The organism is Cupriavidus necator N-1 (assembly GCF_000219215.1).
In the GTDB taxonomy this organism is placed as follows: Bacteria; Pseudomonadota; Gammaproteobacteria; order Burkholderiales; family Burkholderiaceae; genus Cupriavidus; species Cupriavidus necator.
Window position 1 is genome coordinate 3,238,281 of record NC_015726.1, and the last position, 25,182, is coordinate 3,263,462.

The window sequence follows — 25,182 nt, forward strand, 5'->3', positions numbered from 1 at the left end:
TTGCCCCGGATCGCCAATCATCTTCGCGCAACGCGCAGCCCTTCCGATCCCGTCCACCCGGCGGGGCGGATCTTCCCGACGACGATGTCCCACGCCCAGCCAGCCCAGCTTTCCGAGTTCGACCTGATCCGCCGCTATTTCACGCGGCCGGTGCGCAAGGCCGCGCTCGGCGTAGGCGATGACTGCGCGCTGATTGAGGGCCGCCCCGGCCATCACCTTGCCATCAGCACCGATATGCTGGTCAGCGGCCGGCATTTCTTCCCGGACATGGCGCCGCGCGCACTCGGCCACAAGGCGCTGGCCGTGAACCTGTCCGACCTGGCCGCCATGGGCGCCGAGCCGCGCGCGTTCACACTGGCGCTGGCCCTGCCCGAGGCCGACCCCGCCTGGCTGGCCGAACTGGCCGACGGCATGCTGGCGCTGGCCGACGCCCACGGCTGCGAACTGGTCGGCGGCGACACCACGCGCGGTCCGCTGACGCTCTCGCTGACGGTGTTCGGCGATGTGCCGCTGCGTGCCGCGCTGCGCCGCGACGCCGCCCGGCCCGGCGACGATATCTGGATTTCCGGCACGCTTGGCGACGCCCGCCTGGCGCTGGGCGACTGCCGCGGCGAATGGCTGCTGCCGGAGCCCGAGTTCAGCCAGGTGCGCCCGCGCATGGACACGCCCACGCCACGCGTGGCACTGGGCATGGCCCTGCGCGGCATGGCGCATGCCGCACTCGACATCTCCGACGGCCTGGTCGGCGACCTGGGCCATATCCTGGAACGCTCGCAAGTCGGCGCGCTGGTCGACGTCGATGCGCTGCCGCGCTCGGCGGTGCTGGCCGGCCAGCCGGACGCGATCCAGCGTGAATGCGTGCTGGCCGGCGGCGACGACTACGAGCTGTGCTTCACTGCGCCCGCCGGCAACCGCGACGCCATTGCGGCGATCAGCGAACGCCTGGCGCTGCCGCTCACACGTGTCGGCGCGATCACGCCCGAGCCCGGCCTGCGGCTGGTCGACGGTGCCGGCAACCCGACCCGGTACGAAGGCGCCAGCTTCGACCATTTCGCTGCCCCCTGACACCGGGTCACAGGCATGTCATGATGCCGGCATCGGCGCGCTGCGCGGGCGCGGGAGTCCCGCAGGCATGGCAGTGCAAGCCGGCCATAACCATAAGCAGTAACTGCATCACACGAGCCAACTTTGATGTCCACCTTCCCTCCCGGGGCCGCGCCGCGCGACCCCGCCCTGACCCTGGAAGCCGGCCAGACCGTCAAGGTCACGCGCCCGAGCGCGCGCTTCATGCTGGCCCATCCGGCCCACCTGATCGCCTTCGGCTTCGGCTCGGGCCTGTCGCCCGTTGGGCCGGGCACGGTCGGCACGCTCTACGGCTGGCTGTCGTTCGTGGTGATTTCGCTGTGGATCGCGCCCACCACCTGGCTGTGGATCATCGCCGGCGGCTTCCTGGTCGGCCTGTGGGCGTGCGCGCGCACGGCGCGCGACATGGGCGTGCACGACCATGGCAGCATGGTCTGGGACGAGATCGTTGCCTTCTGGCTGGTGCTGGCCTTTGTCATGCCGACCGGCTTCTGGGGGCAGTTTGCCGCCTTCCTGTGGTTCCGGCTGTTCGACATCGCCAAGCCGGCGCCAATCGGCCACTATGACCGCACGCTCAAGGGCCCGGGCCTGCGCGGCGGCTTTGGCGTGATGTTCGACGACATCTTCGCGGCCTTCTATACGCTGCTGGTGTTTGCGCTGTGGCGCTCGTTCTGAGCCACGCATCGCCAGCCATGACAAGCTGATTCCCCCCAAAACTACCCTGTATCCACCATGTCTGTCAGCCGCCTGCTCGACCAGCTCGCCATCCAGGCCGGCGTCGCCCTTGCCGACAAATCCCTGATGCTGGCCACTGCCGAATCCTGCACCGGCGGGCTGGTGGCTGCCGCCATTACCGATGTATCCGGCTCGTCCGGCTGGTTCGAGCGCGGCTTCGTCACCTATTCCAATGAGGCCAAGTCCACCATGCTGGGCGTGCCCGCCAAGCTGATCCGCGACCACGGCGCGGTCAGCGAGGAAGTGGCGCGCGCCATGGCCGAAGGCGCGCTGCTCAACAGCCGCGCTCAGGTGGCGCTGTCCGTCACCGGCGTGGCCGGCCCCAACGGCGGCACCCCGGAAAAGCCGGTGGGCATGGTCTGCTTCGGCTGGAGCAACCGCATTACCACGCATACCGAGACCCAGCGCTTTCGCGGCGACCGCGGCCAGATCCGCCGGCAGGCGGCCGAGCATGCCATGCGGGGGCTGCTGGAGCTGATCCGGAACGAGGCCTGAAGCCGGCGGCCGGCAACCTCCGCCCAGTAAAAAACCGCGCCGTCTCCGGCGCGGTTTTTTTTCTGTGCCCGGCCTCAGCCGTGGCGATAGCGATTGATAGTCTCGCGCGTCTGCAGCGCGACATTGCGCGCCGCAGACGCAAAATCCTTCTCGCGGCTGGCGTAAAGGATGGCGCGCGACGAGTTGATCATCATGCCAGTGCCGTCCGCGGTGCGCCCCGCCTTGACCGTGGCCTCGATGTCGCCACCCTGGGCGCCGATGCCCGGGATCAGCAGCGGCATGTCGCCGACGATCTGGCGCACGCGCGCAATTTCGTTGGGGAAGGTCGCGCCGACCACCAGGCCCATCTGGCCGGTGGTGTTCCAGCGCTCGCGCGCAGCCTCGGCCACCAGCTGGTACAGCGGCTTGCCGTCGACCTGCAGGAACTGCACGTCCGAGCCGCCCGGATTGGAGGTGCGGCACAGCACGATTACGCCGCGGTTCGGGTAGGCCAGGTAGGGCTGCATCGAATCGAAGCCCATGTACGGGCTGACCGTGACCGCGTCAGCCCTGTACCGCTCGAAGGCCTCCAGCGCGTAATGCTCGGCGGTCGAGCCGATGTCGCCGCGCTTGGCGTCCAGGATCACCGGGATGCCGGGGTGGGCGTCGTGGATATAGTGGATCAGCTGCTCGAGCTGGTCTTCGGCGCGCTGCGAGTGGAAGTACGCAATCTGCGGCTTGAAGGCACAGACCAGGTCGGCGGTGGCGTCAACGATCTCGCGGCAGAACGAAAAGATGGCGCCGCCCGCCCCGGTCAGGGACAGCGGCAGCTTCTGCGGGTCAGGGTCGAGCCCGACGCACAGGAGGGAATCGTTGCGCTGCCAGGCGGCAGCAAGCTGCTCGGTGAAAGTCATGGGTACTCGGAATATCCTGGTGGCGCCGGCGCCCCATTGGCCGCGACCGGCGCGGTTGGCCGCAGCGGCGTGAAAACCTCTCACCCCTGCAGCATATGTCGCTTCCGGCAATTTTACCCGCTGCGTGCTATCGTTTTGCGCTTCCTCTCAAAACAAAGCGCGGCATGACGCACAGCCGCGCCCCGTCATGTCTCTCGATCGCCGCGGTATCTTCCTGCTTGTCGTGCTCACCCTTGCCTGGGGCATCAACTGGCCCATCATGAAGGTAGGCGTAGCGCACTTTCCGGCACTGGGCTTCCGCATGCTGTGCATGGCGGGCGGGCTGGTGGCGCTGGGGCTGGCGCTGCGGCTGCGCGGCGATTCGCTGGCCGTGCCGCGGCGCGAATGGGGCACGGTGGTCCGCCTGGCCATTCCCAACATGGTGATCTGGCACCTGTTTGCGATCTGCGCGGTCAAGATGCTGTCCTCGGGCCGCGCCGCCATCCTGGGCTACACCATGCCGATCTGGGCAGTGGTCTGGGGCCTGGTGTTCTTCCGCGAACGCATTGGCGCCTGGGCCTGGCTGGGCATCGGCTGCGCGCTGGCCGGCACGGTGCTGCTGCTTTCCGGCGAGATCACCGCGCTGACCGGCAGCCCGGCCGGCACGCTGCTGATGCTGCTGGCCGCGGCCGGCTGGGGCTTCGGCACCCAGCTGATGAAGCGCACCCAGACCGACGTGCCCATCGGCGCCATGACGTTCTGGATGCTGGCCGTGACCCTGCCCTTCCTGGCGGCCGGTTCGCTGCTGCTGGAAGACGGCTGGCGCATGCCCACGGCCATCGAATGGGGCGCCATCGCCTACAACGCGGTGGTGGTCTTCGCCTTCTGCCACCTGGTCTGGTTCGGGCTGGCGCGCAGCCTGCCGCCGGTGGTATCGAGCCTGTCGATCATGTTCATCCCGGTGGTCGGCGTGTTCTCGGGCATGTGGATGCTGGGCGAGCAGCCGCACTGGCAGGATTACGCGGCGATCGTGCTGATGTTCCTGGCGCTGTCCTCGGTGATGCTGGCGCCGCTGCTGTGGCGCCGGCTGCAGGGCGTGCTGGGCTGATCGCCGGGTGGGCGCGCCCCCCGGTCGTGAGAGGGCAACAGCGGGCCGTGTGCGCGGAGATTTCACTTAACAAGCCACCCAACGTTGGGCTACACTCGCGGCCATCACAATCCCGGAGAAATTACGTGGGCAGTAGCATCGGGTGTTCGAGTTGCCGCAGCAGCGCTGCGACCTCTGCGAATGCCATGTCACTGCGGGCTGCGTAACGACGACCCGCCCGGAGCACCCGGCTCCGCGCCTCGTCGGCCTCGCCCGCAGCAGAACTGCGGGCGAGTGTCTTTCCGTGCCACCGGCGGCGCCATCCATGCGCGCCGCACCGCGTGCGGATTTTCCCTCTCCCGGCTAGCCAGCCAACCCAGGCAAACGCCATCGCCTTGTACCGCCCGCCGAGTCCGTTGCGTCCGGCAGCCGCGGTACAGCGCGATCACGCTTGCCCGTGGCCCGGCCCTGGCAGGGCGCCTTCCGGCGTCTCGCCAGGCCATGCAGGGCATGACGGACTACCTGGGAATGCGGCGAGCCGCCTGCGCTTGTCTTCGCGCTTGTCTTTGTTTTTCGTCGCAATCAGCAATAAGGAATCCCGGGGATGATCAACCTGTTCGTCCTGCAGAAAGGCCGGCTTGCCCAGGAGCAGGTCGACGAGCGCAATGAGCTGCTGCAGCACAAGCCGATCTGGATCGATGTCGTCAATCCCGACGACGAGGAACTGAACTGGATCAAGGAAGCCTATGGCGTTGCCCTTCCCGAACTGGAGGACCTGGGCGACCTGGAAGCGTCCGCGCGATATTTCGAGGGCGAGGACGAGAATATCCATATCCGCACCGACTTCCTGCTGGACGAGGAAGAGGCCTTATCGCGCAACGTGCGCGTGGCTTTCGTGCTCACGCGCGACGTACTGTTCTCCATCCACGACGAAGACCTGCCGGTGTTCCGGCTGGTGCGGCTGCGCGCGCGTATGCGCCCGGGCTCGGTGCGCAATGCCAAGGACGTGCTGATGGACCTGTACGCGACCGACGCCGAATATTCCGCCGACTCGATCGAGGAAATCTACGAGCGGCTTGAAGAAGCGAGCCGCCGCGTATTGGCCGAGAACGTGACCGATGCCGCCGCCGCCGACGTGCTGGAAACCATCGCCCGCGAGGAAGACTTGAACGGGCGCATCCGCCGCAACGTGATGGACACGCGCCGCGCGGTGTCCTTCCTGATGCGCAGCCAGTTGCTGTCGGCCGAGCAGCAGGACGAGGCCCGCCAGATCCTGCGCGACATCGACTCGATCGAGAACCACACCGCGTTCCTGTTCGACAAGATCAACTTCCTGATGGACGCGACCGTCGGTTTCATCAACATCAACCAGAACAAGATCATCAAACTGTTCTCGGTGGTGTCGGTGGCGCTGATGCCGCCCACGCTAATCGCCAGCATCTATGGCATGAACTTCAAGTTCATGCCGGAGCTGGACTGGGCCGCGGGCTATCCGTGGGCGATTGCGCTGATGGCGGTGTCGGCGGCGATTCCGCTGGTGTATTTCCGCAGGAAGGGCTGGCTGAGCTGAGGCGCTGAATCTGCCGCTGCCTCGCTCCCCTCTCCCGCGCGCGGGAGAGGGGAGCAAACCCTCAGTCGGGCAGCGTGGCTGCCCCCATCCGCCGCGCGATGATGCCCGCCTTGGCGCGGAAGTTCACGCGCACGTTGGCGCAGTACTCCTTCTTGTCGAAGCACTTGGGCGCAGGCAGCGCCGCGGCCAGGCGCGCGGACTGGCCCACGCTGAGCTTGTCCGCGCCGGTGCGGAAGTAGTGCTGCGCCGCGGCCTGCGCGCCGAACACGCCCTCGCCCCACTCCACCGAATTCAGGTAGATCTCGTAGATGCGCTGCTTGTCCAGCCAGAACTCGAGCATCCACGTGATGGCCAGTTCCTGGCCCTTGCGCAGGTAGTGCTGCTCGGACGACAGGAACAGGTTCTTGGCCAGCTGCTGCGTGATGGTGGAACCGCCGCGCACGATGCGCCCGCGCTTCTTGTTGCGCTCCCACGCATCGAGCATGGCATCGAGCTCATAGCCGGGGTGGTTGACGAAGTCGGCATCCTCGCTGGCGATCACCGCGCGCTTGAGGTTGCGCGAGATGCGGTCGTAAGGCACCCATTGCCGGTCGAGGCCGCAGTTCCAGACGTTGATGCCGCACAGGCGCCAGCGCTCGGCGCGCATGAAGGTGGTGGTGGTCGGGTTGATGTACTGCCACGAGGCGATCTGCACGAAGAAGTACAGCTGCATCGCCACCACGCCCGCGGCCACGCAGCCGAGCAGGTAGCCCAGCCAGCGCACCGGGTTGAACACGGCACGGGCCGGCGCGGCGCTGGCCGTGCGGTTGCGGTTGGCCACGGCTGGCGGCGCCCCGGTCAGCCCTTGCGTTCGGCCTGCAGCGCGGCGCGCAGCTCGGCCAGCACGGGCGCGGTGCGGGGCCGCACGCCACGCCAGATATAAAAGGCCTCGGCGGCCTGTTCGACCAGCATGCCCAGGCCGTCGCTCACGCGCGCGCCGCAGCGGGTGGCGAACTGCAGGAACACGGTAGGCTCGGCGCCGTACATCATGTCGTAGGCCAGCACGCCTTCGCCCAGCAGGAACTCGGGCACCGGCGGCACTTCGCCATGCAGACTGCTGGACGAGGCATTGATCACCACGTCGACGGCTTCGTCCTCGGACAGCCCGTCGAGCGCGTCGAGCCCGCCGCCCCACAGTTCCACGCCGTACTGGTCGGCGGCTTCGACAAATTCTTCCAGCATGTCGCTGGCGCGCGACGCGGTGCGGTTGGCCACCACGATGCGCGACGGCCGGCATTCGATCAGCGGCAGCATCGCGCCCATGGCGGCGCCGCCAGCGCCCAGCAGCAGCACGCGCTTGCCTTCGATCAGCGTGTCGAGGTTGTCCTGGATATCGCGCACCAGGCCGATGCCGTCGGTGTTGTCGCCATGGATCATGCCCTCTTCGATCCACAGCGTGTTGACCGCGCCGGCGGCCTCGGCGCGCTCGGTCAGGCGGTCGGCCAGGTCATAGGCCTCCAGCTTGAACGGCACCGTCACGTTGCAGCCGTAGCCGCCATCGGCAAAGAACTGACGCACGGTGTCGGCAAACCCGTCCAGCGGCGCCTCCAGGCGGTCGTATTGCACCGCTTCGCCGGTCTGGCGCGCAAAGGCGGCGTGGATCGCCGGCGAGCGGCTGTGCGCCACCGGGTTGCCGATCACCACATAGCGGTCGGAAGTGGCTTGGGAAGAATCAGTTGATGTCATCAGCGTGCCTGCAAGCGGGTTTCCAGCCCGCTGCGCGAAAACTTGAAAGTGGAAATGACTTCAAGGATGTCCTGGCGCGACGCCATCTCGGCGGTAAAGGGGCCGAACGGCGCGGCCGCGCGCACGATCGCCACGGCCTGGCGGTCCAGCGCGGGATCGCCCGAGCTCTTGACCACGTCGATGGCATCGACGTTGTAGCCGTCGCGGTTGTAGCCGAGCTTGCCCAGCCGATTGACGTTGATCACCAGGATCAGCTGGCCGTACAGCGGCTTGCCGTTGCGTTGCGGGAAATCAGTTGTGCCGCGCGCCTCGATCTTGTGGCGCAGCCGGTCGTAGTACTGCGCGTAGTCGACCGCCTGGGCGCTGGTGGCGGTCAGCTGGAAGCGCTTGGGCCGCTTGGCGTAGTGGTCCAGGTTGCGGCCGATCTCGGCCTCCAGCCTGGCCATCTCGTCGGTCGAGGTGCGCTCGTCCTGGCCGCGCTGCGGGGTGTCCTGGCGCTTCTCGCCGGGCTTGAGCGGCTGGTTGCGCACCGGCGGCGCGGCCTCGCGCGACTGGGTCAGCAGGCGTTGCTGCTCCTGCTCCAGCTGCTCGACGCGGCGCTGCACCTGGCGCACCAGGTCGCCTTCCTGCGTCTGGGTCTGCGCGGGCAGCGGCGTGGTGGCGCGCTGCAGGTCATGGTCGCCGCCGCCGTCCAGGTTGGCTTGCGCCAGCGCGGTCGGGTTGCGCGGCTTCTGCGCCGACTTGGCATTGACCAGCACCACGTCCAGCGCGGCATCGCTGCGCTTGATCTCGAACACCTCGGGCGCGGCCACCCGCACCATCAGCAGCAGCACGTGCACGGCCACGGAAATGGCCAGCGCCTTGGCCAGCGTACTGCTGTTGTGCCACCTGGCATGCCACCAGTGGCGGGGAGCGGCGAGAGTGGCGTTCACGATGGATGGAGGGTGGCTGAAGGGGCCGGCGGCGGCCTGGCAAGACCGGGGCCACTAGCCCCGGATCAGACAGGCATTGTAAGTGAGCGCCGCCGATTTCCGAAGGCTTCAGCCGGCCGCCGGGGTGCCGGTGTCGCGCTCGCCCGACGCCGCCCCGGCATCGTCGTCGCCAGGTTCGGCCGGGGTTTCGGCCGAGACCCCGGCGGCCTGCTCAGCGGCTTCCTCGGCGGCCGCCTCGGCAGCGGCTTCGGCGGACAACTCTGCGGCTTCCTCGTCGCTTTCCAGCTCTTCCTCGGGCACTTCGCCTTCACCGGCGAAGATTTCCAGCACCCGGCAGGACACTTCCAGCGTGATCTCGTCGGTCTCGCCGATCTCCAGCAGCACCTGCGTGCCGCGCTGCGCCTGGACCAGCTCGGGCACGCGCGTGACCAGCGGGATCTCGGTAAAGCGCACCGCGCCTTCCTTGAGCACCGAGGCCACCATGCGCTCGCGCTTTTCCTGCTTGAGCCAGCGCAGGCACCAGTAGCGCTCCATGGTCGACTGGTGGTCGGCATAGGCGGCGTAAGTGCCTTCGAAGTCCGCCACCGCGGCAAGCAGGTCGGCGTCCTTGGGCTTGAACGGCGCCACCAGCTTGGCGGTCACGCCGTGCTGGGCCACCGCCAGGATCTGCCACTGGTTGACCAGGTCGACATAGCGGCGCAGCGGCGAGGTGCTCCACGCGTACTGCGCCACGCCCAGGCCCTCATGCGGCGCCGGGTAGGTCTGCATGCGGGTGCGGTGCATGCCCCACGCCTTCTGCGTGCGGTAGATGCCCGGCACGCCGTTGTCGGCCAGCAGTTTGCCCCAGGTGCTGTTGGCCAGGATCATCAGCTCGGCCACGATCTTGTCCAGCGGCGAGCCGCGCTTGCGCTGTTCGATGCGCACGCGCTGGCTGCCGTCGGCCTGGTCGTCCAGGTAGAAATTGAAGTCGGCGCGGTTGTGGGTCTCGGGGCGCAGGCCGCTGGCCAGGCGCGCCTTCTGGCGCTCGTCGTACAGGTAGCCGGCAAAGTGCCACAGCTGCGTCAGTGCGTCGCGGAACGGGTAGTCGCCGGTGCCCGCGGCAAGCGCAGCCTCGGTGATGACATCGTCGAGCAGGTTGTGGCGCAGGTTGGCGGCGATCGGCACCATCTCGGCGCGGGTCTCGCTGCCGGTGATCAGCCACACGGTCGGGTCCACCGTCACGTACAGCGACAGCGCCGGGCACGTGCGCCCTTCCTGCAGCGTGTAGCGCTCCACCACGGCGTCGGGCAGCATGGTGATCTTGTCGCCCGGGAAATAGACCGTGGACAGCCGCTGGCGCGCGACGGCATCGAGCGGTTCGCTGCGGCGGATGCCCAGCGCGGGCGCGGCGATATGGATGCCGATGCGCAGCTTGCCGTCGGGCAGCCTGGTCACGGACAGCGCATCGTCGATCTCGGTGGTGGTGACGTCGTCGATGGAGAATGCCTCCACGTCGGCCACCGGCAGATCGGCGGGCGGCTCGGGCACGTCGGTATCCGGGAAGCCGGTGCCCTTGGGGAAGCATTCCGCCAGGAACTTGGCCTCATGCAGCGCGCGGGCGCTGGCGACACCGCCGGCGGCCACCATCAGCCGCATCGGGGTCATGCCCAGCGCCGTGCAGGCCGCATCCATGGCCTTGAATTCCAGGCTGTTCTTGTCCGGCTTGAACAGCAGCTGCAGCACCTTGTTGCGGAACGTCTCCGGCAGCGTCAGCGCCTTGAGCTGGTCTTCATACTCGGCCTGCACCAGCGCCTGCTGGCGCTTGCGCTCGAGCGCGGCCAGCGCCGCCTTGAGCTGGTCTTCGGGCGCGCGCTGGTAGCGGCCGCGCCCCTTGCGGCGGAAGTACACCGGGTTGCCATGCAGCGCCATCGCCAGCGCCGCCTGCTGCACCGGGCCGGGCTCGGCGCCGTAGTACTCGGCGGCCAGCTCGGCAAAGCCGAATTCTGCCTCTGGCGCGCATTCCCACAGGAAGTCCAGGTCGATCTCGGCCGTCATGTCGCCGGTCTGGCGCACCAGCTCGATTGCCGACGGCTGCGCGAACTGCAGCAGCACGTCGCGCGACTTGACCTTGGTGCGCTTGCCCGCTGGCAACTCCACCTGGTAAGCCTCGCCCTGCTGGTTCAGCACGGTGCCGGCGCGGATTTCGCCGCCTTCTTCGAACAGCAACTGCATCGATCGGTACTTTCAGAAATGCGCGGAACCGCGCCTGGCCGCCAAGAGGCAGCGCCGGGGCGGGTCCTGTGGGAGAAATGGTGCAACCGGGCGCAAATGCGTGCGAACGGAAGCGAGTGCGGCGCGCGGGGTGCGAATCGCTGGCCGCGAGCCGCGCCGTATCGGTACGGCCCGAGACCTGGAATGATACCGCACCCCGCTCCGGCGGCTGCGGGGGCCGGCGCACCGGCAAGGTGCGTGCACCCGGCCCGCAGCGGCGCGCAGGCTCAGAGCGACATGCCGCCGCTGGCCTCGATCGCCACGCCATTGACGTAGCTGGCGTCGTCGCTGGCCAGGAAGGCGTAGATGCTGGCGATCTCGGCCGGCTCAGCCAGGCGGCGCAGCCAGCAGGACGATTTCATGCCGTCCAGCACCTTTTCCGGCACGGTCTGCAGGATCTCGGTATTGACAAAGCCCGGGCACACCGCGTTCACGCGCACGCCCTTTGGGCCCAGCTCGCGCGCCCAGGTCTTGGTAAAGCCGATCACGCCGAACTTGCTGGCGGCGTAGTTGGTCTGGCCGAAGTTGCCGTACAGGCCGACCACGCTGGAAGCGTTCAGGATCACGCCCTTGCCCTGCTCGGTCATCAGGCCGGCCACGGCCTGCGCGCAGTTGAAGACGCCCTTCAGGTTGACGTCGATGACGGCATCGAACTGGGCCTCGGTCATCTTGGCCAGGCGTGCATCCTTGGTGATGCCGGCGTTGTTGACGAGGATGTCGACGCGTTCGTGCGCGGCCAGCACGGCGGCCACCATGGCATCGACTTCGTCGCGCCGGGTCACGTCGACGCGGTAGGCCGACACGGTGGCGCCGGTGGCGGCCAGCTTGTCGGCGGCCTCGCGCACGCGCCCTTCCTGCACGTCGCACAGGACAACGATGGCGCCGTCGGCGGCAAAGCGCTGCGCGGTGGCAAACCCGATGCCGGCGGCGGCACCGGTGATGATGGCAACCCGACCCTGCAGTTTCATCTCGTGATCTCTTTCTTGGTTTCGGTAGTGTGTGTGGAGGGGCTTCGGTCTGTGGTCCGCAAATACCTGGGATGCGGAATCGCCTCGGTCCCCGGGGATGGCCGCGACAGCAGGTCCGGCAGGAACACTTCTGTCACGAGCATGACGCCGCCGCCTCGCCGGAACACCGAGCGCCGCGCCGGCAGCATGGGCAGTGGCGCCATGGCCGGCAGCACGCGCTGCAAGGCCTGGCGCAGCGGATGGTGCGGCAGCAGCCGCGCAAACTGGAACGGCTCGCGCGCCACCGCCGGATCGACAAACAACCGACCGCCAAGCGGGCGCTCGCCCAGCCCGCGCAGGAACGGCCAGTCGCGGCGCGCATGGCGGCAGCGCACCACGGTATGGGCAAACACGGCGGGAATATCGTCGCAGATCAGCAGCACCTCGCGCGTCAGCGCGGGGGTGCGGTCGTGCTGGCCCAGCACCTGCCATTCATCGGCCAGCGGGCGCTGCGGGCGCTGTAGCAGGCGCGCCACGCGAAAGCGCTCCGACGCTGCCACGAGGCGCGCCGTCAGCGAGCCGTCGTCACCGGTCACCCAGCGCCGCAGGTTGGGCGTGATGGCTGCATCGAAGGCCAGGTGCGGGCTCCAGCCGCAGCGGCGCGCGGACTGCGCGCTCATGCCGGGCCTGCGCCGGCCGGCACCTTGCCGCCGGGGCCATAGCCGCAGAAGGCGAGCACATCGTCGACGTAGTCGGCAAATTCGCTGATGCCGTGATCGCTGCCCTCGATCACGCGGATGTTCGCGCCCGGGCAAGCCGCGACCATCTCACGGTAGTCCAGTACCTCGTCGCCGGTGGCGGCGATCAGGTAATAGCGTTCGGGATCGGTGATGGTGTCCACGCGCAGGTCCAGCAGCTCCTGCAGGTGGCGGCGCTCGACCGTGACCGAGCCGCCGCCGTGCCACAGCGGCTGTTCACCCAGGTACGTTTCCAGGTCGGTCCAGGGGTGGATGGCCGGATTGAGCAGCACGGTCTTGCAGCCATGGCGCTCGCCCAGCCAGCGGGCATAGAAGCCGCCCAGCGACGAGCCGACGATGGCGATCTCCTGGTCGCCGCCGGCCTGCGCGGCGCGGATCGCGGCCTGCGCCTGGGCAATGGCCATTTCGGGCGAGACATTGAGCGTGGGGCAGGCGTAGTAGCGGCCCACGCCCCACTCGCGCATGCGCTCCTGCACCAGCCGGGCCTTGAACGACTGGGGCGAGGAGCGGAATCCGTGCAGGTACAGCAGCATGGTCGTCCTTCCCGCCGGTCAGCGTGCGGCGCCCTGAGCCAGGGCGTCCAGCAGCTTCTGGTGCACGCCGCCGAAGCCGCCGTTGCTCATCACCAGCACGTGGTCGCCCGGCTGCGCCGCGGCACGCACGGCCTGCACCAGCGCGCCCAGGTCCTGGAAGGCGGCAGCCTTGTCGCCCAGCGGCGCCAGCGATTCGGCCAGGTCCCAGCCCAGCGCGTCCCTGCCGGCCGGGGCGCCGTAGCCGAACACCAGGTCGGCCTGCTCCAGGCTGGCCGGCAACTGCGCCTTCATCACGCCCAGCTTCATGGTGTTGGAGCGCGGCTCCAGCACCGCCAGGATGCGGGCATCGCCGACGCGGCGGCGCAGCCCTTCCAGCGTGGTCTGGATCGCGGTCGGATGGTGGGCGAAGTCGTCATAGACCGTCACGCCGCCGGCCACGCCGCGCACTTCCATGCGGCGCTTGACGTTGGCAAAGCGGGACAGCGATTCGATCGCCTGCGCGGCCGGCACGCCCACATGACGCGCGGCGGCGATCGCGGCCAGCGCATTCATGCGGTTGTGGGTGCCCTGCAGGTCCCATACCACGGTGCCCTGTACGGCATCGCCAAACCAGACGTCGAAGGTGTCCTTGCCGGGCGCCGCCGTGGCGGCAGCATCGCTCTCGCGCCAGTCGCCTACGCCAAACTGCTCGACCTCGCTCCAGCAGCCGCGCTCCAGCACGCGTGCCAGGCTTTCCTCAACGCCGTTGACGACGATCCGGCCCTGGCCGGGCACGGTGCGCACCAGATGGTGGAACTGGGTCTCGATCGCCGCCAGATCCGGGAAGATGTCGGCATGATCGTATTCCAGGTTGTTCAGGATTGCGGTGCGCGGGCGGTAGTGGACAAACTTGCTGCGCTTGTCGAAGAAGGCGGTGTCGTACTCGTCGGCCTCGATCACAAAGAAGTCCGATTCGGTCACGCGTGCCGAGATGCCGAAGTTCTGCGGCACCCCGCCCACCAGGAAGCCGGGGTTATAGCCGGCATCCTCCAGGATCCAGGCCAGCATCGACGTGGTGGTGGTCTTGCCGTGCGTGCCGGCCACCGCCAGCACCCACTTGCGCGCCAGCACGTGCTCGCCCAGCCATTGCGGGCCCGACACATAGGGCAGGTTGCGGTCGAGGATGGCCTCCATCAGCGGATTGCCGCGCGAGACCACGTTACCGATCACGAACAGGTCCGGCTCCAGCGACAGCTGGGCGGGGTCGAAGCCTTCGATCAGCTCGATCCCCTGGGCCTCGAGCTGGGTGCTCATCGGCGGGTAGACATTGGCATCGCAGCCGGTGACGCGGTGGCCGGCCTCTTTTGCCAGTACCGCCAGGCCGCCCATGAAGGTGCCGCAGATGCCAAGGATATGAATATGCATGGGTTCCCGGAAAGACTTGAAGCCCGCAGGCGTGGGGATTCGGCACCCGGCGTGGCGCGGCGGCACGGCGGCTGTTTCAGGCCGTGTCTTGCGGTGCGGTGGCCGGGCAGGAAGCCTTCGATTGTACCCGAGCGCCCGCGGCCTTCGCTGCACTGCGGCAGCGCGCGCGCCGGTTGCGCGGGAGCCTCCGGTATCATGGGGCATGACCCGACGCACCACCCCCGACCCTACCCGCCTGCGCGAGGAAATCGCCCAGGCTGCCGCCCGGATGATTGCCGAGGACGGTGCCGACTACGCCACCGCCAAGCGCAAGGCCGCGCGCCAGGTGCTGGGCGAGCAGCGCGTGCCCGGCGAATGGCTGCCCGACAACGAGCAGGTCGAAGCCGAGGTACGCGCCTACCAGGCGCTGTTCCACGCCGACAGCCAGCCCCGCGTGCTGGCGCTGCTGCGCCGGCTGGCGGTGCTGGCCATGGAAGACCTGGCGCCGTTCCGGCCTTACCTGGTCGGCGCCGTGCTCAACGGCACCGCCACCGAGCACTCCGATATCTATCTGCAGTGCTTCTGCGACAGCGCCAAGGATGCGACGCTGCACCTGATCAACGCCGGCGTGGACTTCGAGACCAGCGAGAGCCGGCATTTCGGCGGCCGCGGCGAGGTCGAGACCCTCAGCTTCCTGTGGAAGGGCCAGTGGCCCGACCGCCGCGAGGCCCGGCTGCTCGCCGGCGAGGTGCGCGCGGAACTGGGTGCCCCAGTCGGCATTCATATAGCACTGTATGATGCCGTCGACGAACGCGGCGCCGTGCGTGCCGACGCCTCGGGGCGCCCGGCCCGCGCCGACGTGCAGGCGGTACGGGCGCTGATGGACGCGCCCGGCGATGCCGACCCGGCCTGACGCCCGCCCCTACTACACAGGTCCGAGCCATCCCCATGACTGAAACCGTTTCCTCGCCCGCCCGCCGCTCCCGCCTCTGGCTGTGGATCGCCGTGGCCGTGGTCGCCTGCGCCACCGGCGCACTGGCCGGCCATTTCGTGTTCTCGCCCAAGCCCGCCAGCGACCAGGCGGTGGAAACCTTCTTCCAGACACGCCTGCCCGACGCCGCCGGCGCTGACCTGGACCTGGGCAAGCTGCGCGGCAAGACCGTGGTGATCAACTTCTGGGCGCCCTGGTGCGGGCCGTGTGTCGAGGAAATGCCGGAGCTGACCGCGCTGCATGAGGAATACAAGAGCCGCCAGGTCGAGTTTGTCGGCATCGGCATCGATTCCGCCGCCAATATCCAGCAGTTCACCACGAAGGTCCCGGTGGCCTACCCGCTCGCCGTGGCCGGTTTTGCCGGCACCGAGCTGTCGCGCAACTTCGGCAACAGCGCCGGCGGCCTGCCCTATACCGTGGTGATCAACCCGGACGGATCGGTGAAGTATCGCAAGATGGGACGGGTGACGGCTGAGGAACTGCGGGCCGTGCTGCCACGCGCCTGAGCATATTCTTCCGCCAAGTTCGCTGAATTTCGGTTTTCTTCAGCGATTTGTTTCGCCGGGGCACCAAAACGGCCAGAAAGTGCTTCAAGGGCCGCCGAAGCGTCGCAAAGGTCGCCAAGCCTTGTATCGCGCGCTAGACAAATCCCTCTAAGCTACGGTAATCTCCGCGCAATTTCGTTGATCTGGTCGAGCCGCCGTGACTGCAACCCGCTCCCTCCGTCGCTCAGCCCGCTACCGCAAGGTGCTGGTCCTGCATGGGCCAAACCTGAACCTGCTGGGCACGCGCGAGCCAGAAACCTACGGGTACACGACGCTTGCCGATATCGACGCGGCCCTCGCCGAACGCGCGGCAAAAGCCGGCGTTTCGCTGGATACGTTCCAGTCCAACCATGAGGGGGCACTGGTCGACCGCATCCACGCCGCACGCGCGGAAGGGGTCGAGTTCATCATCATCAACCCGGCTGCCTACACGCACACCAGCGTGGCACTGCGCGATGCCCTGGCCGGCGTGGCGATCCCGTTCGTCGAGGTGCACCTGTCCAACGTGCACCGGCGCGAAAGCTTTCGCCACCACTCCTATTTCTCTGACGTGGCGGTCGGAGTGATCTGCGGGCTCGGCTGGCAGGGTTACCTGCTGGCGCTGGACTATGTGCTGGACCAGGAGCAGCCGCCACCCGAGAGTTCGGGGAGCTGAACTCCCAAGATTTTTTCGACAACCTGCGCGCGCCGCCCGGCGGCCTGCGCCCGTTGGCGTGCCTCGGCACGGCGGGCGCGGATTTCCGGTGGCCGGCAACACGATTCTTCCGCCGCGGCCCGTCCCGGGCAGCGGCCGGATAACCCGATTCAGGAGGATAAAAAGATGGACCTGCGCAAGCTGAAGACGCTTATCGACCTGGTGGCCGAATCCGGCATCTCCGAGCTGGAAGTCACCGAAGGCGACGGCAAGGTACGCATCGTCAAGCAACCGCCGCAAATCGTCGCCGCGCCGATGGCCATGCCGCAGATGCAGGCGCTGCCGCCCGCCGCGGCCGCCGCACCGGCTGCGGCACCGGCTGCAGAGCCCGTCGCCCAGCTGCCCGCCGGCCATGTGGTGACCTCGCCGATGGTAGGCACGTTCTACCGTGCGCCGTCGCCGGGCGCCGCGCCGTTCGTCAACGTCGGCGACTCGGTCAAGGAAGGCCAGACCGTCTGCATCATCGAAGCCATGAAGCTGCTCAACGAAATCGAGTGCGACAAGGCCGGCGTCATCAAGGAAATCCTGGTCGAGAACGGCCAGGCCGTCGAATACGGCCAGCCGCTGTTCGTCATCGGCTGATCCTGACCGGCATGCCATGCCGCACGCTGCCATCGGCCACGCAAGTGGCCCCCGCAGCAGTGCCCGCGCGGCATGCCATGGCGTTGTTTGGCGCCAGGGACGTTGTGGGCTTCGCGGCCCGTTCCGTGCAGTTCCATGCAGTTCCGCGCAGTATGGCGGCCGCGGCGGCGACAGCCCCCGGGCCGCGCGCCCGGCGTGCCGTTGCGGCACGCAGCGGGACCGCTACTGTTCTCGCAGAGAGAGACCATGTTTGAAAAAATTCTGATCGCGAACCGCGGCGAAATCGCTCTTCGCATCCAGCGCGCCTGCCGCGAACTGGGCATCAAGACGGTCGTGGTGTACTCCGAGGCCGACAAGGAGGCCAAGTACGTACGCCTGGCAGACGAAGCCGTCTGCATCGGCCCGGCCCCGTCGCCGCTGTCATACCTGAACATGCCGGCCATCATCTCGGCCGCCGAAGTGACCGACGCGCAAGCCATCCACCCCGGCTACGGCTTCCTGTCCGAGAACGCCGATTTTGCCGAGCGTGTGGAGAAATCCGGCTTCGTCTTTATCGGCCCGACCGCCGACAGCATCCGCCTGATGGGCGACAAGGTGTCGGCCAAGCAATCCATGATCAAGGCCGGCGTGCCGTGCGTGCCCGGCTCGGACGGCGCCCTGCCCGACGACCCCAAGGAAATCCTGGCCACTGCGCGCCGCGTGGGCTACCCGGTGATCATCAAGGCCGCAGGCGGCGGCGGTGGCCGCGGCATGCGCGTGGTGCACACGGAAGCCGCGCTGATCAACGCCGTCAACATGACGCGCGAAGAAGCCGGGCGCGCCTTCGGCAATCCCGAGGTCTACATGGAGAAGTTCCTTGAGAACCCGCGCCATGTGGAAATCCAGATCCTCGCCGACCAGCACCGCCAGGCGATCTGGCTGGGCGAGCGCGACTGCTCGATGCAGCGCCGCCACCAGAAGGTGATCGAGGAAGCGCCCGCACCGCACATTCCGCGCCGCCTGATCGAGCGCATCGGCGACCGCTGCGCCGAGGCCTGCAAGAAGATGGGCTATCGCGGCGCCGGCACGTTCGAGTTCCTGTACGAGAACAACGAGTTCTACTTCATCGAGATGAACACGCGCGTGCAGGTCGAGCACCCGGTCACCGAGATGATCACCGGCATCGACATTGTGCAGGAGCAGATCCGCATCGCCTTCGGCGAGAAGCTGCGCTTGCGCCAGAAGGATGTGCAGTTCCGTGGCCACGCGATCGAATGCCGCGTGAACGCCGAGGATCCGTTCAAGTTCACGCCGTCGCCGGGCCGCATCACCGCCTGGCACATGCCCGGCGGTCCGGGTGTGCGGGTCGACTCGCACGCGTATGATGGTTACTTCGTCCCGCCCAACTACGATTCGATGATCGGCAAGATCATTACTTACGGTGCCACGCGCGAGCAGGCCATTGCCCGCATGCGCATCGCGCTGTCGGAAATGGTGGTGGACGGGATCCAGACCAACGTGCCGCTGCACCGCGAGCTGATGATGGATGCCAACTTCGTTGAAGGCGGCACCAGCATCCACTACCTCGAGCATCGCCTGGCGGAGCGCGCGAAGGCCTGACGCAACGTTACCCGCAATACACAAGCAGCAAGCAAGGAAGCCCGTGGCATTTCAGGAATGTGTGATCGAAGTGGCGCAGGACCAGGCCGAAGCCTGGTCTGATGCCCTGTTCGACCTCGGCGCGCTGTCGGTCTCGGTGGAAGATGCCGATGCCGACACGCCCGACGAGCAGCCGCTCTTTGGCGAGCCCGGGCTGGAACCGAAGCAACTCGCGTGGAACCGCTCGCGCGTGGTGGCGCTGTTCGGCGACGATGCCGATCCGGCCGTGGTGGTAGCGGCAGCCGCCAACCAGCTTGGCATCGATCCGGTGCCGGCCTACCAGCTGCGCGCGGTCGAGGACCAGGACTGGGTGCGGCTGACGCAATCCCAGTTCGAGCCGATCCGCATCGGCGAGCGCATCTGGGTGGTGCCGTCGTGGCACGAAGCACCCGAGCCCGATGCCGTGGTGCTGGAACTCGACCCGGGCCTGGCCTTCGGCACCGGCAGCCATCCCACCACGCGGCTGTGCATGCAGTGGCTGGAGCAGAACCTGAAGCCGGGCGAGACCGTGCTCGACTACGGCTGCGGCTCCGGCATCCTGGCCATCGTGGCGCGCAAGCTGGGCGCGGGCGACACCGTCGGCATCGACATCGATCCCAACGCGGTGGAAGCGTCGCGCTACAACGCCGAGCGCAACCGGGTGGAAGCCTCGTTCGCGCTTCCCGAATCGGTATCCGAGGCCAGCTACGACCTGGTGGTCGCCAATATCCTGTCCAATCCGCTCAAGCTGATGGCCGCCATGCTGAGCGCGCGCGTGCGCGCCGGCGGACGGCTGGTGCTGTCCGGCGTGCTGGAGCGCCAGGCGGATGAAGTCGCCGCGGCCTACGCGCCCTGGCTGCCGCTGACGGTGTGGCGCAGCGAGGAAGGCTGGGTGTGCCTGCATGGCACCCGCGGCACCCGCCCCTGATTCACACCGATGGCCGCCGTCAAGCTAGTCACGCGCTGCCCGGCCTGCCGCACCGCCTTCCGGCTGGTCGCGGACCAGTTGCGCCTGCGCCAGGGCCTGGTGCGCTGCGGCCAGTGCGAAACGGTGTTCGACGCGCGCGAGCACCTGATCGAGATTCCGCTGCCGACCGACGCTGCGTCCTCGGCATCATCGGCGCCATCTGCGGCAACTTCACCGGCCACGCCTGCCGCCCCCTCGGCGCCGCCCGCATCGGCTGACGCCGCGCCTGCGCCGCAGCCTGCCTTCACCCCGACCATCGACCCCGGCTATGACGTGCCGGCGCTGGACGCGCCGACGATGCTGATGTCGTCGCCGGAGGACATGGCCATGCCGGCACCCGCCGGCATGGAAGACACCGAGATCGATCAGGCGCTGCGCGAAGCCAACGAAGCCGTCGCCCATCGCGATGCACGCGACGCAGAACGCCAGGCTGCCGGCCCGGATGCGGCAGGGCCCGCCCCCGTCACGGCACCGGAGCAAGCCGAGGATACGCCGCCACAGCCGGCCCCTGCGTCGGCCTGGCCGGTACTCGATCACGGCGCGCTCGATACCCCGGCCGCACCGGCGGCATCCCCGACTGCTGCGGCGGCACCGGCAGCGCCGCAACCCGCCGACGCCGAGCCCGCGCCAGTGGCACCCGCTGCCAACATCCCCAGCGCAAGCGAGTTCCTGCGCGCGGCGTCAGCCGATGCCGGGTCCGAGCCGACCGCGTGGCCGGATGAGGCATCGGCCCGCCCCGCCGCCCCACCCGCCTCACCCACCGTTGGTGACAACGACAACGCCCCCGGCCCCGACACCGGCCAGCCCTTCAGCGTCACCGGCGGCGCCGTCGCTCGCGAGCAGACCACGCGCCGCTGGGCGCGCACCGAAGCACCAACCGGCCCGGTCTTCGCCCCCGACTTCCTGCGCCATGCGCGTGAGCGCGAGCGCGAACGCCAGCCCCGCAAGCCAGTGGCCGTGCCGCGCTCCGCCTGGCGCGTGGCCGCCGTGGTGCTTGCCATCGCCGCGGCCGTGCAAGTGGTCTACCTGGCACGCAGCCAGCTGGCCGGCCAGTTCCCGATGCTGCGCCCGGCACTCGAGGCCGCTTGCGCGCCGCTGGGCTGCGACGTGCCGCCGTGGCGCGACATCGATGCGCTGCGCATAGAGACCTCGCAGCTGCAGCGCCAGGATGAAGACGGCGACACCTACCTGCTGGCGGTCACGCTGCGCAACCTGGGCCGCGCCAGCACCGCCCTGCCCGCGATCGAGCTAGTGATGACCGACCTGCAGGACCAGCTGCTGCTGCGCCGGGTGCTGCAACCCGCGGAGTACCTGGAGCCGTCGCAGAAGGCCTTTGCCGCGCAGGGTCTTCGCGCGGGCACGGAGCTGCCGGTTCGGGTACGATTCCGAACGCAGCAGGCGCCAGCCAACTATCGCGTGCTGATTTTTTACCCCTGAATTCCCGGCCCGCCGCCGGACCGAATCCGAGTCCGGCGGCAGGCCGCGCCCCCCGCTCCGGACACGAACCGGAAATCCATCAGACAACAAGGAGTAGACATGAGCAACGTCACCCTCGGCGGCAACGCCATCGAAGTCGCAGGCAAGTTCCCGCAAGCCGGCGACAAGGCCCCCGCCTTCTCGCTGGTCGGCAAGGACCTGAAGGACGTCACGCTGGCCGACTTCGCCGGCAAGCGCAAGGTGCTGAACATCGTCCCGAGCCTGGATACCCCGGTGTGCCAGGCCTCCGCGCGCAAGTTCAATGAAGCCGCCAGCGGCCTCGCCAACACCGTGGTGCTGACGATCTCGGCCGACCTGCCGTTCGCCATGGGCCGCTTCTGCACCGCTGAAGGCCTGGCCAACGTAGTGCCGCTGTCGACCATGCGCGGCGCCGAGTTCAAGGGCAACTACGGCGTGGACATCAAGACCGGCCCGCTGGCCGGCGTGACCGCCCGTGCCGTGGTGGTGCTCGACGAGAACGACACCGTCAAGTACAGCCAGCTGGTGCCGGAAATCAAGACCGAGCCGGATTACGACGCCGCCCTGGCCGCGCTGAAGTAATCAGCGGCACGCCCGGGAACCCGCGGGTTCCCGGACGGCAGCGGCCGCCCGCATCCCGGGGCGGCCGCTTTTTTGTTTTCTGCCTGACCGATACTGCCCGCAAGGGCTCCGTTCCACTCAATCATCCCAAACACCTGGAGAGAGCATGGCCAGCCTGATCTGCGGCTCCGTCGCCTACGACACCATCATGACGTTCGACGGACGCTTCCGTGAACACATCCTGCCGGACCAGATCCACATGCTGAACGTCTCGTTCCTGGTGCCCGGCATGCGCCGCGAGTTCGGCGGCTGCGCCGGCAACATCGCCTACACGCTGAAGATGCTGGGCGGCGATCCCGTGGTGATGGCCACCGTCGGCACCGATGCCGAACCCTACCTGGACTACCTGCGCAAGCTGGAGATCGCCACCGGCCACATCCGCGTCCTGCCTGAGACCTTCACCGCGCAGGCGATGATCACCACCGACCTGGACAACAACCAGATCACCGCCTTCCACCCTGGCGCGATGAGCCAGTCGCAGCTGAACAACGTCAAGGATGCGCTGGGCGACGCCAGCGCGCCGGGCCTGGGCATCGTCGCGCCCGACAGCCGCGAGGGCATGCTGCACCACGCGCGCCAGTTCGCCGAGGCCGGCGTGCCATTCATCTTTGACCTGGGTCAGGCCATGCCCCTGTTCAACGGGGAAGACCTGCGCGAGTTCGTTGAACTCGCCAGTTACGTGACAGTCAATGACTACGAGGCGCAGGTCCTGCTGTCCCGAACCGCCTGGACCAGCGCCGAGGTTGCCGCCAAGGTTCGTGCCTTCATCGTCACGCACGGCGAGCGCGGCGCCAGCATCTTTGCCGATGGTCGCCAGTACGCGATCCCGGCCGTTGCTGCCGAGCGCATCGTGGACCCGACCGGGTGTGGCGACGCCTTCCGTGGCGGCCTGCTTTACGGCATTGAAAACGGATTAGACTGGGAAACGACTGGCCGCCTGGCATCGCTGATGGGTTCGGTCAAGATCGCGCAACAGGGTCCGCAGAACCACTGGTTGTCGCGCGAGGAAATCGGCAACCGGTTCCAGTCTGCATTCGGGTACCGCTACGCCTGACCTGCGGCCAGCGCGTGGCTTTTTTTCGGGAAACGACATGAACAACAAGCTACGTGGCGGTGCCGTTGCCGTCCTTGCCGTCACCGCCCTGGTTGCCGGCTGCGCTACGCAATCCAACTCCAACAGCGTCTATGGCACGGGCCAGGCGCAGCGCGAACAGACCGTGCGCTACGGCGTGGTCGAAGGCATCCGCGAGGTCACCATCCAGGGTAACCAGAGCGGCGCCGGCACGCTGGCGGGCGGTGCCATCGGCGGCATTGCCGCCGGCAGCACCATCGGCGGCGGCAACGGCGCGGTGGCGGCCGGGATCCTCGGCGCGGTGCTCGGCGGCATTGCCGGCAGCGCGGCCGAGAACAAGATCAACCAGCGCCGCGGGCTGGAAATCACCGTGCGCCTGGAGAACGGCGAGATGCGCGCGATCACGCAGGAGGCCGACGAAGCCTTCCGCCCCGGCGAGCGCGTACGGCTGCTGTCCTCGGGCGGCGTGACCCGGGTCACGCACTGAGCCCTCGCGGCCCCGCAGGGCCGCCCCGGGGCGCAGCAAAGCGCGCCGCACCCGCAAGGGTCGCGGCGCTTTTTCTTTTCGGCTTTGCAATTCCGTAACAGTGGCGGACCGCTCCCGCACGCGGCGCGCGCCCATGAAAAAACCCGCCGGGCGGATGCCATCGGCGGGTCGGCAAGACCTGGTGTCTTGCGGACCGGATACGCAGTATCCGGTCATGCGGGCACGCGCTGCGTGCCGGTGCGGTTCCTTGCGGAACGCGTAAGGTCCACTCCGTGGCGGAGCAGCTTACGGACGGTTGCCCGTCGGGAACGGCCAGGCAGCAGCCGGGTTCAGCGCGGTCTTGGCAGCCGAAGCGGGAGCAACGGCAGGGGCCGCGGCAGGCTTGGCGGCAGCCTTCTTGGCAGCCGGCTTCTTGGCAGCAGCCTTCTTGGCAGCCGGCTTCTTGGCAGCAGCCTTCTTGGCAGCCGGCTTCTTGGCGGCAGCCTTCTTGGCAGCAACCTTCTTCACTGCAGCCTTCTTGGCCGGAGCCTTCTTGGCGACAGCCTTCTTGGCCACGACCTTCTTGGCGGCAACCTTCTTCACTGCAGCCTTCTTGGCCGGAGCCTTCTTGGCTGCAACCTTCTTGGTCGCGACCTTCTTGGCGGCTACCTTCTTCACCGCGGCCTTCTTGGCCGGGGCCTTCTTGGCGGCTGCCTTCTTGGCCGGTGCAGCCTTCTTGGCTGCGACCTTCTTCACAGCGGCCTTCTTGGCCGGTGCCTTCTTGGCGGCCGGTGCTGCCTTCTTGGCGGCTACCTTCTTCACAGCAGCCTTCTTGGCGGCCGGCTTGGCGGCCTTCTTAGCCGCCGGCTTTTTCTTTGCAGCAGTTGCCATGGATAACTCCTTCACTAGAGAGTGAATATCGAATGACCTAAGTTGGCGACCCGACCGACCCGAGGCGCAATACAGCAGCGCGGCCCCAGTCGAGCGAGCGATTCATCGGCGTGCGGCCCGACCACTGCTGCACGCTAATGAATTTGGTTGCAGGCGCACCGCCCGTGGCGGTGACTTGGCGGCCGGAGCGAGCCCGCAAGCGGGTCTCGGGCACGTGCCGCGCCCTGGAATATTCGATCAGCCCGCACCGCCCGTTGAGCCGGCGCACGGCCAGAAATGAGGAGATATCGGACAGCTGGCCTGCGGTGCGGGCTTGGCCTCGCGCACGGCAGGCGGCATTCATTCGGTGGTAGCGGGTCCAACCCGTTAATGGACCAAGGGAGACTGCACGCGTTTTAAGAAGCCGGTCCGGCCTGGTCTGCGTCAAAGTTCTCGTGCTCCTCAGCTACTACCTTCGTCACTGCATCGAAGCGCGCATCGCGCTCGTCGTTCCATCTTGCTTCCTGCTTCTCTGCAATGAAGTGAGACTCTTGTCAAGGCGAATCATAATTCGTTTGCACGATGATGTTAAGAAAAAAGTGCAAAAAAACTTGCCTGCATGTTTCGCTCGAACTAGTTCTCACGCGCGGTGTCACGAAGACGTTGCCGATAGCATCGCAACGCGTCGCTCGCACGCTGGTGCCGATGCTCGTTTCGCACGCTCGCACAGGCAGCGCGACACCCCATCGCACGCACCGCGCGTCGCAGCTTTTACACACCGCGACAAACGCTGACGACCAGCATCGCAACGCGCGCCTGACGACTGCGCAACGACGCTGCGCGTGTCATCACGTTTTCCGAAAAGCCGCATGGACAAAGGCTTTGCGGGCGATGCACCGATACGCGTGCGGCAGCCGTCGACTGGTGCGGAC

At 67.9% G+C, this 25,182-nt stretch carries 25 protein-coding genes; 15 read left to right on the forward strand and 10 right to left on the reverse strand.

From position 1 onward, the window contains the following. Positions 1–84 precede the first annotated feature (84 nt). The 3 genes from thiL to CNE_RS15190 all read left to right on the forward strand — a co-directional run bounded on the left by thiL (position 85) and on the right by CNE_RS15190 (position 2,313). Positions 85–1,065 carry a thiamine-phosphate kinase gene (gene thiL, locus CNE_RS15180; RefSeq protein WP_041228463.1) on the forward strand — a complete coding sequence of 327 codons (981 nt, stop codon included), beginning with the start codon at positions 85–87 and terminating at the stop codon, positions 1,063–1,065. 126 nt (positions 1,066–1,191) lie between these two features. Continuing rightward, a complete protein-coding gene (locus CNE_RS15185) occupies positions 1,192–1,758 on the forward strand; it encodes a phosphatidylglycerophosphatase A family protein (protein ID WP_013957980.1) in 567 nt (188 codons plus the stop codon). A gap of 57 nt (positions 1,759–1,815) precedes the next feature. Beyond that, positions 1,816–2,313 carry a CinA family protein gene (locus CNE_RS15190; protein WP_013957981.1) on the forward strand — a complete coding sequence of 166 codons (498 nt, stop codon included), beginning with the start codon at positions 1,816–1,818 and terminating at the stop codon, positions 2,311–2,313. 74 nt (positions 2,314–2,387) lie between these two features. On the opposite strand, the gene pyrF is transcribed toward CNE_RS15190, so the two are convergent. Further along, positions 2,388–3,206, reverse strand: coding sequence for an orotidine-5'-phosphate decarboxylase (pyrF, locus tag CNE_RS15195; RefSeq protein ID WP_013957982.1), 819 nt, complete (start codon positions 3,204–3,206; stop codon positions 2,388–2,390). 187 nt (positions 3,207–3,393) lie between these two features. Here pyrF and CNE_RS15200 point away from each other — a divergent pair, with 187 nt between their 5' ends. Together CNE_RS15200 and corA are read left to right on the forward strand one after the other, a co-directional pair. Further along, positions 3,394–4,293, forward strand: a complete 900-nt coding sequence (locus CNE_RS15200; RefSeq protein WP_013957983.1) for a DMT family transporter — start codon at positions 3,394–3,396, stop codon at positions 4,291–4,293. 583 nt (positions 4,294–4,876) lie between these two features. Further along, positions 4,877–5,842, forward strand: a complete 966-nt coding sequence (corA, locus tag CNE_RS15205; RefSeq protein ID WP_013957984.1) for a magnesium/cobalt transporter CorA — start codon at positions 4,877–4,879, stop codon at positions 5,840–5,842. A 61-nt stretch (positions 5,843–5,903) separates the two neighbouring features. Here the strand turns inward: corA and mtgA are convergent, their stop codons facing one another. The 8 genes from mtgA to mpl form a co-directional block, all read right to left on the reverse strand. Continuing rightward, entirely contained in the window at positions 5,904–6,605 is a 702-nt protein-coding gene (gene mtgA, locus CNE_RS15210) for a monofunctional biosynthetic peptidoglycan transglycosylase (protein WP_041228464.1), read from the reverse strand. A gap of 74 nt (positions 6,606–6,679) precedes the next feature. Beyond that, the gene (aroE, locus tag CNE_RS15215; RefSeq protein WP_013957986.1) at positions 6,680–7,567 is read right to left on the reverse strand and encodes a shikimate dehydrogenase; all 888 of its coding nucleotides are present in this window, start codon (positions 7,565–7,567) and stop codon (positions 6,680–6,682) included. Beyond that, on the reverse strand, positions 7,567–8,499 hold the full coding sequence (locus CNE_RS15220) for an energy transducer TonB family protein (protein ID WP_013957987.1): 933 nt from the start codon (positions 8,497–8,499) through the stop codon (positions 7,567–7,569). The genes aroE and CNE_RS15220 overlap by 1 nt, the downstream gene beginning before the upstream one ends. 108 nt (positions 8,500–8,607) lie before the next feature. After that, positions 8,608–10,710, reverse strand: a complete 2,103-nt coding sequence (locus tag CNE_RS15225; RefSeq protein ID WP_013957988.1) for a ribonuclease catalytic domain-containing protein — start codon at positions 10,708–10,710, stop codon at positions 8,608–8,610. A 266-nt stretch (positions 10,711–10,976) separates the two neighbouring features. After that, positions 10,977–11,717 carry a 3-oxoacyl-ACP reductase FabG gene (fabG, locus tag CNE_RS15230; protein ID WP_013957989.1) on the reverse strand — a complete coding sequence of 247 codons (741 nt, stop codon included), beginning with the start codon at positions 11,715–11,717 and terminating at the stop codon, positions 10,977–10,979. Next, positions 11,714–12,376 (reverse strand): chorismate--pyruvate lyase family protein, encoded by a 663-nt coding sequence (locus tag CNE_RS15235; protein ID WP_013957990.1) that lies wholly within the window; start codon positions 12,374–12,376, stop codon positions 11,714–11,716. Before CNE_RS15235 ends, fabG begins: the two co-directional genes overlap by 4 nt. After that, the gene (locus tag CNE_RS15240; RefSeq protein WP_013957991.1) at positions 12,373–12,987 is read right to left on the reverse strand and encodes a YqiA/YcfP family alpha/beta fold hydrolase; all 615 of its coding nucleotides are present in this window, start codon (positions 12,985–12,987) and stop codon (positions 12,373–12,375) included. Before CNE_RS15240 ends, CNE_RS15235 begins: the two co-directional genes overlap by 4 nt. A gap of 18 nt (positions 12,988–13,005) precedes the next feature. Further along, complete coding sequence (gene mpl, locus CNE_RS15245; protein ID WP_041228133.1) at positions 13,006–14,391, reverse strand: UDP-N-acetylmuramate:L-alanyl-gamma-D-glutamyl-meso-diaminopimelate ligase; 1,386 nt, start codon at positions 14,389–14,391, stop codon at positions 13,006–13,008. A 202-nt stretch (positions 14,392–14,593) separates the two neighbouring features. Between mpl and CNE_RS15250 the strand changes: the two genes are divergently transcribed. The 10 genes from CNE_RS15250 to CNE_RS15295 all read left to right on the forward strand — a co-directional run bounded on the left by CNE_RS15250 (position 14,594) and on the right by CNE_RS15295 (position 23,401). Continuing rightward, on the forward strand, positions 14,594–15,283 hold the full coding sequence (locus CNE_RS15250) for a hypothetical protein (RefSeq protein ID WP_013957992.1): 690 nt from the start codon (positions 14,594–14,596) through the stop codon (positions 15,281–15,283). A 35-nt stretch (positions 15,284–15,318) separates the two neighbouring features. Continuing rightward, positions 15,319–15,867, forward strand: a complete 549-nt coding sequence (locus CNE_RS15255) for a TlpA family protein disulfide reductase (protein WP_013957994.1) — start codon at positions 15,319–15,321, stop codon at positions 15,865–15,867. A gap of 196 nt (positions 15,868–16,063) precedes the next feature. Beyond that, positions 16,064–16,561: a type II 3-dehydroquinate dehydratase gene (aroQ, locus tag CNE_RS15260; RefSeq protein ID WP_013957995.1), complete on the forward strand. Its 498-nt coding sequence runs from the start codon at positions 16,064–16,066 to the stop codon at positions 16,559–16,561. A 165-nt stretch (positions 16,562–16,726) separates the two neighbouring features. Further along, positions 16,727–17,182 (forward strand): acetyl-CoA carboxylase biotin carboxyl carrier protein, encoded by a 456-nt coding sequence (gene accB, locus CNE_RS15265; protein ID WP_013957996.1) that lies wholly within the window; start codon positions 16,727–16,729, stop codon positions 17,180–17,182. Positions 17,183–17,428: 246 nt separating this feature from the next. Continuing rightward, entirely contained in the window at positions 17,429–18,781 is a 1,353-nt protein-coding gene (gene accC / locus CNE_RS15270) for an acetyl-CoA carboxylase biotin carboxylase subunit (RefSeq protein ID WP_018312111.1), read from the forward strand. A gap of 43 nt (positions 18,782–18,824) precedes the next feature. Further along, positions 18,825–19,727 (forward strand): 50S ribosomal protein L11 methyltransferase, encoded by a 903-nt coding sequence (gene prmA / locus CNE_RS15275; RefSeq protein WP_013957998.1) that lies wholly within the window; start codon positions 18,825–18,827, stop codon positions 19,725–19,727. A 9-nt stretch (positions 19,728–19,736) separates the two neighbouring features. Continuing rightward, positions 19,737–21,203 carry a DUF3426 domain-containing protein gene (locus CNE_RS15280; RefSeq protein ID WP_013957999.1) on the forward strand — a complete coding sequence of 489 codons (1,467 nt, stop codon included), beginning with the start codon at positions 19,737–19,739 and terminating at the stop codon, positions 21,201–21,203. Between the two features lie 99 nt (positions 21,204–21,302). Then, positions 21,303–21,803 carry a thiol peroxidase gene (gene tpx / locus CNE_RS15285; RefSeq protein WP_013958000.1) on the forward strand — a complete coding sequence of 167 codons (501 nt, stop codon included), beginning with the start codon at positions 21,303–21,305 and terminating at the stop codon, positions 21,801–21,803. A gap of 145 nt (positions 21,804–21,948) precedes the next feature. After that, entirely contained in the window at positions 21,949–22,896 is a 948-nt protein-coding gene (locus tag CNE_RS15290; RefSeq protein WP_013958001.1) for a carbohydrate kinase family protein, read from the forward strand. Between the two features lie 37 nt (positions 22,897–22,933). Next, positions 22,934–23,401 carry an outer membrane lipoprotein gene (locus CNE_RS15295; protein ID WP_013958002.1) on the forward strand — a complete coding sequence of 156 codons (468 nt, stop codon included), beginning with the start codon at positions 22,934–22,936 and terminating at the stop codon, positions 23,399–23,401. Positions 23,402–23,686: 285 nt separating this feature from the next. Here CNE_RS15295 and CNE_RS15300 read toward each other — a convergent pair whose 3' ends face one another. Further along, positions 23,687–24,271, reverse strand: a complete 585-nt coding sequence (locus CNE_RS15300; RefSeq protein WP_013958003.1) for a histone H1-like DNA-binding protein — start codon at positions 24,269–24,271, stop codon at positions 23,687–23,689. Positions 24,272–25,182: the final 911 nt, after the last annotated feature.